The sequence below is a fragment of the Lentzea sp. NPDC037011 genome (assembly GCF_055607425.1).
The window spans coordinates 491919-504536 of sequence record NZ_JBVJRT010000007.1 but is presented as its reverse complement, the minus strand read 5'-3'; the positions used below and the strand labels follow the sequence as shown (position 1 = coordinate 504536).

Genomic DNA, 12618 nt, shown 5'->3' with positions numbered 1-12618 from the left:
TCGTCCTCCCATGTTCAGCCTGTACCTACCGTTGCGGGTGTCGAACGCCTGTACGCGAATCAAGTGGTCGTCGATGGTCCAGCGACGGCGTGGTGTGCGTTCGAGTCCCCGACGGGAGTACCAAAGGATGGGAACTCGGCTGACCAGCAGTTTCATCCTGGCACTCTGATAGTGGAGTCATCATTCAAGCTATCCGTGTCTGAGTAGCATCCTGGGGAAGAGTGCGCGGAGCCTATCCTCGTCTTGTTGGCCTTTGAAGCTGAGGGACGGTGGAACAAGGCTCGTCGAACTCCAGCCCGTCGCACATTAACGTCACACTGCTGAGGAGGTCGAGGAGCTGTGGCGATCTGAGCTAGATGGCCTTGCCCTGAACGGGACATCTAGCCCGTGAACCGATCTAGCTATGTGGCGTTGCAAGGGAACAATCAATGCTCGACGACGTTGAACAAGTTGAAGCTAAATCAGTACTTGGCTTCACAACTGCGCTGGTCAACGAGTGTGCTCCCCGCACGCGCGGGGGTGGTCCGACCTCGTCTATCACCTGGTGCACGAGCTCGGCGTGCTCCCCGCACGCGCGGGGGTGGTCCCGCGTGGACAGTCGAGGACGCGCGGGTCGCCGTGTGCTCCCCGCACGCGCGGGGGTGGTCCCCGTTCCTGGTGCAGCACGCTCTTCAGCACGGGGTGCTCCCCGCACGCGCGGGGGTGGTCCTGTGTGAGACGCTCGCGAAGTTGCGCGTCGCAGGTGCTCCCCGCACGCGCGGGGGTGGTCCGTCCTCATCGACTTCCTCGAGGACACCTTCGCCGTGCTCCCCGCACGCGCGGGGGTGGTCCCGCGGACACGTCCAGGGTGATCGAGGGCGTCGTGCGCTCCCCACACATGCGGGGGTGGTCCGGCGCTGGCGCGTCGACAGGTCGAGGCCGCGCAGTGCTCCCCGCACGCGCGGGGGTGGTCCGTGGACCCGCGCCGCCCGCTCCAGGTGGGCGATGTGCTCCCCGCACGCGCGGGGGTGGTCCGGCGAGCGTCAGGTTCCGGACGGTGTTCTCAGCGTGCTCCCCGCACGCGTGGGGGTGGTCCGCGAGCGCCGGACATGCGCAGGGTCGATGCCGTCGTGTTCCCCCGCCCTCGCGGGGGTGGTCCGCGGTACCACCTCGACACCTACGTGAGGATGGCGCGCTCCCCGCACGCGCGGGGGTGGTCCCTGGTTCAGCCTGTACATCCGCAAGTTCGCTTCGTGCTCCCCGCACGCGCGGGGGTGGTCCGCGCGCCATGCACGAGCTCGGCTACACCAGCCAGTGCTCCCCGCACGCGCGGGGGTGGTCTCTCAGGAAGCTCAAGCCGACCGAGTAGATCGGCGTGCTCCCCGCACGCGGGGGGTTCCATAACGTCGTCGCCGTACGAGACGACGTTGCCGTGCTCCCCGCAGACGCGGGGGTGGTCCCTCGGTCGGCGCGAGCGGCGCCAGCGCGACGTCGGTGCTCCCCGCACGCGCGGGGGTGGTTCGGAGGGAGAAGGTCTCCCCAACCTTTCCCGTTGGTGCTCCCCGCACGCACCGGGGGGTGGTCCATTCGGATTCGGGATGGTGAGCCGTCGCGGCCCGCACTCCCCGCACACGTAGGGGTGGACCCACCACGAAGGCGTTGTCCAGCTGGAGATCGATAACTCCGCATGTCACGTCGTACGCCTCTAGATTCCGAACCCGCTGAGGACCAACCGCTGATCACCGGACGGGCACTCCTGATCATAGTGGCTTTTGCGGGCATCAGCCTGATCGTCGGCGGCAGTGCCGCCACTGTCTGCTGGTTCGGAGCAATCGACCTCGCGAACCCGACTGCCGGCATTCTGGTCACAACGGCAGCCGGTCTATCAGCATCAAAATTGACCTTCATCAAGGTCATCGGCCTACTGCGTCGACTGGTCGGATTAGCCGCCGGAGTACACGGGCCAACTCGCCGCAGCGGGCGTGTTGGACCCAGCGATCACACTACGCCATTCGGGCGAACATGTGTTCGATGAGTTAACCGTGATCGTTCGGTCCGGTAAGAGATACGCCAGTACATCGCCCGCCGGCCTGTGAGAGGACGTATGCCTTACCAGATCGGCTGGTTGTCCGCATGGGCCAAGTCGCTGCGTGATGACCAGCGGCGGGTGACGCACTGGCTGCCGCTGCACCAGCATCTCGATGATTCGGCGGCGGTCGCGGGGCGGTTGGTGGATCGCTGGCTGCCGCGGCAGGTGCTGAAGCGGATCGCTCGTGATCTCCCGGATGGTCTGCAGGGTGTTCGCATTCTGGCCTGCTGGCTGGCCGCGGTGCACGATGTGGGGAAGTGCAGTCCGGCTTTTGCCGTGCAGGTGAAAGAGTTGGCCGACTGGATGCGGGAACGCGGTCTGGTCGCCCATCCGGCGCTGGCGGTCGACCCGGAGCGCCGCAGGGTCAGCCATGGCCTGGTAGGGCACCTCGCCGTGCGGGAGTGGCTTGAGCGCTGTCACGGCTTCTCCCGCAGGGGCATGGCCAACCAGCTCGGTGGCATTGTCGGCAGCCACCACGGGGTGAGCCCCGAGGACGGTCAGCTGCAGCTTGTCCGCGGCCGGCCTGACCTTCGTGGCACCGGTCGTGGGAGCAGGGCCCGGGAGTTGTTCCTGGAGCGGGCGTCTCGGGGTGTCGATCTGCAGCGGATCAGCCGGAGTTCGAGTTCTCCCCGCGCACGCGGGGGTGATCTCTGCACGGGGAACGTGAGCGGGAAGCGGATACCGTTCTCCCAGTGCATGTAGGGGTCTCCCGTCCGTCTGGTCACGCGCCATGCCCCACGTTCTCCCTGGCGGACGCGGGGGTGGTCCGTTCCGCAGCGCCAGCACCGCCTGGGCGGCCTGGTTCTCCCCGTGCACGCGGGGGTGGTCCCGTGTACGGCGTTCCGTCCGGCAGCGCGACCATGTTCTCCCCGCTCATGCGGGGGCCAAGAGGCTTGGGCAGGTCAATCGAGCGCGGCACGTTCTCCCCGGCGCATGCGGGGGCGATCCGGTCGCGCCGCGTTCTATGTGATTGATCTTGGCGTTCTCCGCGCGGGGACTGCACCGCGGGCGTGCCGCCGAGCGGTTCTCCTCGCGCACGCGGGGGTGGGTCCGTCGGTCACGAGAACCGCAGCCGCGCCAAGCTCGTGCTCCTCGCGCACGCGAGGATGGTCTTGGTCCCGACCCCGGCCTGTGGTTCACCGCATGGTGCTCCCCGCGCACGCTGGGGGTGATCCGGCATCCGCAAGTCCGACACCGGCTCTGTCCTGTTCTCCTCGCGCATGCGGGGGTTGTGTGTGAGGATCTGCAAGTTCGGCGAGCGCAAGTCGTCCTCCGCACGCACGCGAGGTGGTTCTGACCACCTCGCGCACGTCGGCGACATCGTTCCCGGCCAGCCGCGTGATCCCGTTCTCCCCGCCCACGCGGGGGTGGTGCTCAGTAGTCTGCGCTGGAGTAGACCGTCATGATGTTCTCCCCCGTACGCGCGGGGGTGTTCATCGGGACCGGCGGGGCCGGCCGCTCCACCGGTGCTCCCGCACACATGCACGGGGACGGTCTGGAGCGGCTACCACTCCGGCTTGGCTCAACGCCGTGCCGTGCGGCAAAGGGAGTCCCGCGCGAACTCACAGCGCCGGTGTCGAGCGACCTATGTGATAAGGACACAGGCCTCCGCGATGTTGCCGAGGCGTGTCCCGACGCCTGCTTGCTGACAAGTCACTGGGCGAGGCGCGGGGGCGCGATGCTGATCAGGCCGCAGCCGTAGGCTTTCGCTGGCCCGACGCCGTTGATCAGCGCGTCGGTGAACGCCTCAGTGTCGGTGACGATCAGATGTCCATCGAATCGCACGGGTTCGACCGTGATCTTGCCCTGGTCCTTCTTCTGGCCGGTGAGGGTGGGCACGGGCGAGGGTGCGACGTCGGGTTCGCCTCGGCGGGTTGTCGGGATGACGAAGCCGTGTCGTTCTCCGCGGCCGATGAGCCATTCGATCTGGGCTTCTGGTTTGCGGTGGGCGAATCGTCTGTGGACGTTGCGGCCTTGGCCGGCGTGGGTGCTCCAGGTCGGGTTGGCGAGCAGGCGGAAGGAGAACTTTCTTCCTGGGGCGATGGCGTTGAGCACTGGCTCCAACGGTCGTACTTCTGCGGGTGTCATGAGGTGCCCTGCGGGGAGCTTGTGCCAGTCGGGGACGGTGTGGCTTTGGATGTACTGGGTGTATCCGGCCTGGGTCGCGTCGAGCCGCCAGAGGATCTTGTGTTCGAGCCGTGCCGGTGTGTCACCGGTGACGTTGGGGTAGGCGCTCATGATGGTGCGGTGCATGTCGTGGACGTTGGCGTAGTCGCGGCGGAACTCGCGTGACCGCACGTTGATGGTGAGTTTGCTCAGGAACACGATGGATCTCCGGTAGTGATCATGCTGTCACGCAGGGGGACCTGGTCAACGAGCACGGTCCGGGTGGCGAAACGCCGGCGGCCCTCCGCGAGGCTGAGGGGATGGTCGTGGCGGACCTCGGCGTTGGTGGCTTGGGCCGGGCAGTCGATGACGGTGCGCAGCCCGATCCGCTCGACCTTGGCCAGTTCGTTGCCTCGCGCGGATTTCGAGGTCTCCAGCCACGGATGGCTCTCGAGTAGGTCTTTCGCGGCGAGCGTGACTGGTCCTCCGTTCGGTGAGAGCAGCGGTCGTGCGGGGACGAAGGCTCGCCGGCCGAAGAACAGAGGCCAGTATGGGCGGTCGACGACCGAGGCGATGCGGGTCAGTAGGTCTTCGTCGCCTTGCAGTACGACGAGGAATAGTGCGTCGGCGAGGTAGTAGCGTTCGCTGACGACCGTGCGTCGGCCGGTTCCCATGGTGGTGGGAACATTCTGGGTGGTGTGGTAGTCGCGTTCGAGGATGCCTTCGCGGTCGACGCGGACAGCGAGCTGCAGCTGCGCGAGCTCGGCGATGGCGTCGTCGTTTTCGCGTGAGATGCCGAGGGCGGCGGCAAGCAGGCCGACGACGCCGGATTTAGTGGGTTCGGTGGTGGTGTCTCGGATGACGCCTCGTGACCGGGTTCCCCATGACTGCATGGGTGCGTCGAAGCACAAGGCCAGTGACATCGCCATGGTCAGGCCGTTGCTCCGGTGAGGATCCGGTTGGTGAAGTCGTCGATGCTGGTGACGATGTCGGTGTCGTCGAGGTGTGGCACGTCGCCGGAGACGGAGGCCGCGGCGACGGTGCGGAGGTCGGTGGTGCCGTAGAAGGTGCGCAGCCGGTGGAAGTGCTGGGTGAGGCGGTCGGTGGAGGCGCCCATGATGTCGGGGTCTGTGACGGGTTTCTGGAAGGCGTTGGCGAGGTTCCAGGCGCCGCGGTCGCGGACGACGCCGAGGAGGGTGTCGGGCATCGTGCGGGCGGCCATGGAGTTCTGTGCGCCGCTGGGCACCGCGTGGATGAAGGAGTACAACCAGGCTCGGGCGGTGCGGGTGATCAGGTCCTGGTCGCCGGCGAGGTTATTGGCGAGTTGGTCGAGGTTGAGGTTGGCGTAGCGGTAGTAGCAGGCGGAGTTGAAGTCGATGGTGCCGATCATGTCGGCGCCGGACTCTTCCTTGGGCTTGAGGTCGTCCACTGCGGTGTAGTAGTCGAACTCGTTGACCACGGCGTGGGTGCTGATGGCGTGAGCGACCTGGGAGGCTGCTTCGACGCTGAAGTCCTTGTTGTCGGCGATCATGCGACCGAACAGGGCGACGTCGGCGACGCGGCTGGCGTCGAGGATGCGGCGTGCTTCCGCGATCGCTTCCTTGCTCGGCTTGCTCACCTTGCCGTTTATCTTCGGCTCGTCACCATCGGTTTTCCTACCTCGCTTGGCTTTCGCTGCTTCGGCATCGGCGTCGGCCTTGGCTGCGATGGCGTGCAGCGTGTCCCAGTTCGTGTCGCAGTAGCTGGTCAGGTGATCGATGGCGTGCCGGCCGACGAACAGCAGGTACTCGGTGAGGCCTTTGTTCTTGTCCACGCCGAACCCAAGCTGCTGCAGTCCGGTCGCGACGACTTTCGCCGCGACCTCGGCGTCACGCCCGCTGGTGGCCAGTGCGTCGGCGGCACGTTCGAGCAGTCGCTTGGTGCGGACCGCGGTTTCGGATTTGTCGAGGCCGTAGTCGTTGAACAGCTGGCGTGCCGCGCGCTTGAGGCACTGGCTGGAGACCCGGCCGCGGGTGTGGCCACCGAAGGTGGCGGTCTTGGGCTGGCCGACATCGTCGCGGTTGAGGTTGCTGACCGGGAACGACTGGAGCAGGTGCAGTTCGATGATCACTGGAGGTTCTCCGCGATTTTCAGTGGATGTCGGCGGGTTCGTCGGGTTGGTCGTGGTCCTCGGTGGACTCGCGGGGTGCCGGGCGGTAGTGGAATTCGCGGGCCCAGCGGAGTCGGATGCGCTGTGCGTCGTCGTCGCGGTAGCGATCCCCGAGGAGGATGACGAGGTCGGTGAGGAGCTGGTCGTAGTCGACCGGTACGTCCTCGCTGTCGAGCAGGCGGATGGTCTGGCGCAGTTGATGGGCCAGTGCGGTGCGGTCGCGGGCGAGGAGTTGGGTGAACCGGCGGTTCACCGATGCTCCGCGCTGTGTCGCGAGCTTTCCCATGGAGGCGCCGAGCGAGCGCGTGTTCCGGCGGGGCTGCGGGTGCAGGGCGAACAACCCGGCCACCAACAGCCAGATTTCTTGCTCGGACTCGGGCGGGTTGTGTGCGAAGACGATGTCGTAGGCCTCGGCCTGCTGTCGGGGTCCCGAGAAGCTGCGGCGCAGCCGGGCCAGGATCTGCCGGCACTCGGACACACGTTGAGAGTTCGACGACTGCACTCCGCGGTGCAGACTGTAGAGGTAGCTGGTGAACGCGCGGCGCCGGTCGACGATCGGGGTGCTCACGCGGCTCCTTCCGTGGTGACGTAGGCGGCGACCTCGGCGTGGAAAATGCGGGTCAGCTTGTCGAGGCGTCCGAGGAACTGACCGTGGTACTTACCCAGGACCACAAGGTCGTGCCCTTCGGCAGGACAGCCTTCCGCCCAGTGCTCGACGGCGCGCAGTGCGATCACGGCAACCCGCTTCTGCCACGTCTGCGTGGCGTCCGCCTCGGAGACGCCTGCGTCGTGCGCCCGAGCGACGTCTTTGAGGAACGTCCCGAACGGTCGGCTCAGTTTCGGCCAGTACTCGACATCGAGACTCCAAGTGGGCGTGACCCGCTTGTTCTCCCGGTTGCCCTGCTTCTCTGTCCGATAGCCGCGTTGCATCTGGCGCAGCACGGCCCCGACATCGTCGGCGTAGGCAATCGCACAGCCCAGCAGCGCGCCGAGCGTCTTGTCCTTCGCACGCAGCAAGGCGACCGGTGCGGGGACGACCTCTTCAAGCCAGGTCTCGACCACCGAGGCTTTCGAGTCCAGCTTCTGGTCGAACACGCGCAGCGTGTACTCCGCGCCGGCAGGAATGTGTCCGTGTTCGGCGAGCTCGGAGATCTGTTCCAGGGTGCGAGGTCGCTGCCGTGTTTTGCCTTCTTCCCAGAGGTTGGTCATCAGCAGTTCCACGCTGTGGCGCCACACTCCGCGTACCGGATGCAGCCGAACCGGAAGCATCGGCGCGTCCCGTTTCGGTTTGCCTTTCTGGTCGGTCGGCTTGCGGAACGCGGCCATCATCTCCTCGCTCGCGAGGTCGGCTTGCAGGCGTGTGCCTGATGTCAGGGTGACGCCGTCGACCATGACGCCGTCGTCAGTCCGCCTTGTCGACAGCAGGATGCGGCGGGCGGGCCACGTCAGGAGCTCTGTCCATCCCCGCGCCGTGCCTCTGTCGGGCCGAGGGTCTGGAGGGTCGGGCTGCTCCCACACCGGGCTGTCGTCCGCCGCCGTGTTCGGCGCTGGCTGGCCGTGCTCGGGCCGGTAAATCAGCGCGTTGAGGAGCAGCGTTTCCTTAAGTGTGTGGCCTTCCACGATGATGACGCCGAGCGAACCGCAGGGTGCGCGTTCGGAGGACTTGTCCTTCTCGAACGGTGTCTTCATACCTCCGGGATCGAAGGCTTGTGCAGTGACAAGCCAGCGCGCTGCCTCCGCGGGCGTGAGCAGGATCCGGTCGGTCGCGAGAGTTTTGTCGAACAACGTGACGTTGTTACCCACGGACCGGTAAGGCACCAGCTTGGCTGCGGTGGCGGGTGTCAGCGTGGACAGGCCTGGGCACTGCATGAACGGATGGCGATCATCGAAGAGGTTGAATCGGCTCTTCTTGTCGCGCAGGTACGTGGCCAGTGGCGCGAATGGCAACCGCGGTGCTTTCCACAGTTCGGCCCATGCGGCTTCCGAGGGCGGTCCGTAGACCCTGTGTATCAACGCGAGCAGGAGCCGGTGCAGCGCCGCGGTCATGGACGACGTCTCTCCGGCGAGACGGCGCAAGCGATGTGCGCTGGTCAGGAGACGAGCCAGGCTGACGAGTTCCTGGTGGCCGTTGAGGTCGACCACGGGTAGCCAGGGCTCGGTGCGCAGGTCGAAGGAAGCGGGTTGGGTTGTGGTCACTGGACTTCTTCGGCGTAGACGCCGATCCTCTCGTCGTAGGCGAGAACGTGGTCACCGACCTGACATCGACCGTCGACGAGGACCAGTGCTCGATGCTTGCTCAGCCAGGGCGACTGTTCGAACAACGGCGGTACCGCGGTATCCAGCAACATTTTGACCACGGCTGCCGGCACACCTGCGGGCGAGGTCAAGGTCGTGCGGGAGTCCAACAGCTCCGGGAGCACATCTGCCGGAATGGGCTCTGCCGTGGACAGCAAGACCGGCAGGCCTCCACACACCGCGACAGTACGTCCATCGTCGATGCGATGCAGCAGCACGACATCGACTCGGATTTCACGCGTCTCCTTGTCATGGTCTTCGATCACCGGTAGCGGCTTTTTCTGGTCTTGCTGGGGTTCTGAGGGCGCACGGTCATGTCGGCCAGCCGGTCCGTCGCGACCGGCAGCGGCAGATACATCAGTCGCGCATCGTGAGTGTCCTTGGCGTGCGCACGACGCAGCCGCTCGTCGGCACGCTGCCACACTTGCTCCCACCCCGGCGGACACTCAACCGCCTCGGAGGGCCCGTACACCGCGTCGATCAGCACCGGCACTTCATCAGGCGAAGTCAACTTCTTTCTGTGGCGCAGGAGGGCCCATGTCCGCAGCAGCACCATCGGCGCGTAGACGTTGGTCAGATACGGCGGGAACACCGGGCCTGCCAGCGTGTCCGTGACGCCGGTGATCGCCAGCGTGAGCGCGCCGCGTGCCTTGTCCTTGTCTCGGTCGTGGCGATGCACGCGTCCGGCACGCTGGATCAGCGAGTCGATCGGGGCCATGTCGGTAAGCATCACGTCGAAGTCCAGATCGAGACTCTGCTCCAGCACCTGTGTTCCGATTACGATCGCGCCGTGCTTGGGTCTGCTGCCGCCAGGTCCGAACGTCGCGCGCAGATCGGCTTCCACCGTCCTGCGATGACCAGCGGCAAGCTGACCGGTGATCGTGATCAACTGCGGCCGCTTCGTCGCCGGCAGCGTGGCGATCCTCTTCCTCAGCGCGTCGCTGGTTACTTTCGCCCGATTGACGAGATTGTGCACGATGGCGACGCTCTTGCCGCCGATGGCGCGTTCAAGGGCCCAGGTCACGATGTCGTCATCGTCGACCCATTCCAGCTGTACAGAGCGTTCGCGATTCAGCTCGGACACACCTGTCGGCTCGACCACGCTTGTGCCGCTGCCGACCATGGTGACCCGCGGATACGCCGTCGACGACGGCAACGCCGACACATCGCCCGGCACACAGTCCAGCATTCCGGCTCGCCACGCCGCAGTCAGCTCCTCACGTCGCCGTGACGGCAGTGTCGCCGACAGCAGCAGCACCGATACGCCCATGCGTCCCAGCCACATCAACAGCCGGTCCAGCAAGGTCGACATGTAGGTGTCGTAGGCATGTACCTCGTCGATCACCACCACTTTGTTCGACAGCGCTGCCAGCCGCACGAACACATGCCCCGACCGGATCGCCGCCTTCAACACCTGATCGACCGTGCCTACCCCCAGCGGCGAGAGCAGGCTCTTCTTGCGCGTGAACCACTCCTGAGCGGCGACATCGGAGTCCTCGGGGTGGTCCGGTCCGACTTCGGTGGGTGTGGCGGCTTTGTTGTCCAGGAACTCCTTGACGTTAGAGTGAATCAAGCGCACTGCCGTCGAGTCGCCGAGGTAGGTCAGCATCGTCTCGAACTCGGCCAGTATCTGGTGGCTCGTCGCCTGCGTCGGCATCCCCACGTAGCTGCCGACGAGGCCGAGGTCGCGGACCAAGGTCGCTATGGCTTGCAATGCCCCTTTGGACTTGCCCTCGCCGGTCGGGGCTTCGACCACGAGCATCGTGGGTTCGGTACGACCTTGGACCAGCCGCTCGATCACCGCCTGCACGGGCCGCGGGGCGGCGGTGAACAGAGCGGCAAAGCTGGTGTCCTGCGGGGGCTCCCATGGCTGCAGGTCAAGTCCATCGACAGCCTTGACCGCTCGAGCGTCGGAGACGCGGAGGTAATCCTCTAGATCGGCTTCGTGCTCGGGTGATAAGAAGTTGCGTTCGTCCGAGGCGATCCAGTCGCTGACTGTGGTCAACCCGGCCAGAGCAACAGCAGCTGCCGCGCTCAGACGCACCTCGTTCCACGGAAGCGTGCGCGGATCAGGCAGGCCGCGCGCCTTAATCACCATGTCGACCAGATCGTCACGCCAGGCCTTCCACCGTGCCCCGCCGTGATTGTTGACTTGCGCCCGCGCCTGCCCAAACTCCTGACCGGCCGGGAAATAGCCATGATGCCCGCCGAGCGCGACTGCGATCCGCTCGGCCGCGCTGCTCTCCGCGCCCCAGCCGAGAAGCATGTCTTTCATGTGTAGCGCCGTGACAAGTCCATGCGGTGTGTCCAGACGCGGGAGGCCGCGTTGCCGTTGCACTCGTCGCAGGTCGGCCTCCGCTACCTCACCGAAACGCTGTTCTGCGAGATCCACATGCAACGCCTGGAACGTCGGCGAGTACTTCCCCAGGTCATGCAGACCACAGAGCAGAGCTATCCAGCCAACGGCATCACCCAGCACCGAGAACGCATTCCGCAGCTCATCGCGGCTACGTGGCCCCAGCACCAGATCGAACAAGCGCGAAGCCACACTCGCCGTGTCCACCACGTGGCACAACAGCGGATGCGGAACACCGCGACCCGCAGACTTTCCCCAAGCCGCCCAGGTCGACGGCTTGTGACCATCAACGCTCACCGCACTCCACACCCGATCAGAAGACTCACCACCACGACAAGCGAGAGCGGCCATAAAAGCAGATCACGAAGCACCGATCGACGAGATTCGGAGGCAGTACGCCATTCGGATCAAGAATCACCCACTTGCAGTAAAGGCGCTCTGATCTCCAGGTAATTTCGACTTATCGACAGTTCAGTCGGCTGGCCCGGAGCCTCCAGAGACCGTCGGCGGTTAGGTACAGCTATCTTGTTCCACTGTCACTCGCCCCAAGGACCCCCTGGACGCCCAACCGATCTTTGACAACTCCACAACGGATAAGCAGTCGACCTTCGCTTACACCTCGGTGACTCATACGCCTGGCAGGCCTGAAGACCGGTGACGCCGGCCTGCGAGGTGCTTCCACGCACGCAGGGGTGACCCCTATGGACGCCGCCGGAATAGCCACCGTTCTCCCCGCGCACGCGGGGGTGGTCCCACCGCGCTCTGGCGGGTGCGGTTCGCGCCCGGCGTCTCCCTGGGCACGCAGGGGTGGTCCGCACAGCGGGGTGATGTCGGCCTCCGGCTTGTGGTGCTCCCCGCGCACGCGGGGTGGTCCCGTCCGCACCGCCACCGCGACGCCCACGTTGGTGTGCCCCCGCGCACGCGGGGGTAGTCCCGTGACTTCCGGCTTCTCGGTCTGGCGTGCGGTGTGCTCCCCGCGCACGCGGGGGTGGTCCGTTCCGCGTCGGCTGGCAGGTCGCGAACACCATGTGCTCCCCGCGCACGCGGGGGTGGTCCCGGCACGGTGTGGCTCACCAGGTCGGCGAGCGGGTTCTCCCCGCGCACGCGGGGGTGGTCCCAGCCTCGCCGCGTTCGCCGCGAGTTCGGCCCGTGCTCACCGCGCACGCGGGGGTGGTCCCGCCCGCGGCGACCTCACCGCGAGCATCCCGATGTGCTCCCCGCGCACGCGGGGGTGGTCCGTCGACTGCGTCGTCCCGGTGGAACTCGAACGGGTGCTCCCCGCGCACGCGGGGGTGGTCCCAGGCAGAGCAGGAACATGGCGCACCTCCTTTCGTGCTCCCCGCGCACGCGGGGGTGGTCCGCCCTCCCACATGAGCAGGATGCTTCCGCCGAGGTGCTCCCCGCGCACGCGGGGGTGGTCCGCCCTGGCAGGGCCACGAAGCGTGGATCGCGTCGTGCTCCCCGCGCACGCGGGGGTGGTCCTACCCCACTTCCACCCGATCCGGACCTACGCTCAGTGCTCCCCGCGCATGCGGGGGTGGTCCGTCGAACGACCAGCTCGCGAACAGCCTGTCGTCGTGCTCCCCGCGCACGCGGGGGTGGTCCGTGGCCGGTCTTGGTCCGAGCCTGCTCGTTCGAGTGCTC

Annotated in this window: 8 protein-coding genes and 2 CRISPR repeat arrays (1 of these 10 cut by a window edge); of the genes, 1 reads left to right on the top strand and 7 read right to left on the bottom strand. The window is 66.4% G+C overall.

The features are described from left to right. Positions 1-498: 498 nt before the first annotated feature. A CRISPR array of direct repeats spans positions 499-1075; the repeat unit is 28 nt; unit sequence GTGCTCCCCGCACGCGCGGGGGTGGTCC. Positions 1076-2083: 1008 nt separating this feature from the next. Continuing rightward, positions 2084-2770 carry a CRISPR-associated endonuclease Cas3'' gene (locus ACZ7CH_RS24525; RefSeq protein ID WP_470374981.1) on the top strand — a complete coding sequence of 229 codons (687 nt, stop codon included), beginning with the start codon at positions 2084-2086 and terminating at the stop codon, positions 2768-2770. Between the two features lie 951 nt (positions 2771-3721). On the opposite strand, the gene cas6e is transcribed toward ACZ7CH_RS24525, so the two are convergent. From cas6e to cas3, 7 genes are read right to left on the bottom strand one after another with little or no spacing between them, the layout of a single operon-like run. Then, on the bottom strand, positions 3722-4393 hold the full coding sequence (gene cas6e / locus ACZ7CH_RS24520; protein WP_470374980.1) for a type I-E CRISPR-associated protein Cas6/Cse3/CasE: 672 nt from the start codon (positions 4391-4393) through the stop codon (positions 3722-3724). Further along, positions 4384-5103, bottom strand: coding sequence for a type I-E CRISPR-associated protein Cas5/CasD (gene cas5e, locus ACZ7CH_RS24515; protein WP_470374979.1), 720 nt, complete (start codon positions 5101-5103; stop codon positions 4384-4386). The genes cas6e and cas5e overlap by 10 nt, the downstream gene beginning before the upstream one ends. A 2-nt stretch (positions 5104-5105) precedes the next feature. Continuing rightward, the gene (cas7e, locus tag ACZ7CH_RS24510; protein WP_470374978.1) at positions 5106-6284 is read right to left on the bottom strand and encodes a type I-E CRISPR-associated protein Cas7/Cse4/CasC; all 1179 of its coding nucleotides are present in this window, start codon (positions 6282-6284) and stop codon (positions 5106-5108) included. Positions 6285-6303: 19 nt separating this feature from the next. Then, positions 6304-6891: a type I-E CRISPR-associated protein Cse2/CasB gene (casB, locus tag ACZ7CH_RS24505; protein ID WP_470374977.1), complete on the bottom strand. Its 588-nt coding sequence runs from the start codon at positions 6889-6891 to the stop codon at positions 6304-6306. Then, positions 6888-8519, bottom strand: coding sequence for a type I-E CRISPR-associated protein Cse1/CasA (casA, locus tag ACZ7CH_RS24500; RefSeq protein WP_470374976.1), 1632 nt, complete (start codon positions 8517-8519; stop codon positions 6888-6890). Before casA ends, casB begins: the two co-directional genes overlap by 4 nt. After that, positions 8516-8884, bottom strand: a complete 369-nt coding sequence (locus tag ACZ7CH_RS24495; protein ID WP_470374975.1) for a hypothetical protein — start codon at positions 8882-8884, stop codon at positions 8516-8518. The genes casA and ACZ7CH_RS24495 overlap by 4 nt, the downstream gene beginning before the upstream one ends. Beyond that, complete coding sequence (gene cas3, locus ACZ7CH_RS24490) at positions 8881-11325, bottom strand: CRISPR-associated helicase Cas3' (protein WP_470374974.1); 2445 nt, start codon at positions 11323-11325, stop codon at positions 8881-8883. The genes ACZ7CH_RS24495 and cas3 overlap by 4 nt, the downstream gene beginning before the upstream one ends. Positions 11326-11941: 616 nt before the next feature. Beyond that, positions 11942-12618: direct repeats of the CRISPR family, unit length 28 nt; unit sequence GTGCTCCCCGCGCACGCGGGGGTGGTCC (it continues 263 nt past the right edge of the window).

Coding starts and splice junctions, on each gene's coding strand:
- cas3 (WP_470374974.1), bottom strand. CDS start 11,325: ATGGCCGCTCTCGCTTGTCGTGGTGGTGAGTCTTCTGATCGGGTGTGG.
- cas5e (WP_470374979.1), bottom strand. CDS start 5,103: ATGGCGATGTCACTGGCCTTGTGCTTCGACGCACCCATGCAGTCATGG.
- ACZ7CH_RS24525 (WP_470374981.1), top strand. CDS start 2,084: ATGCCTTACCAGATCGGCTGGTTGTCCGCATGGGCCAAGTCGCTGCGT.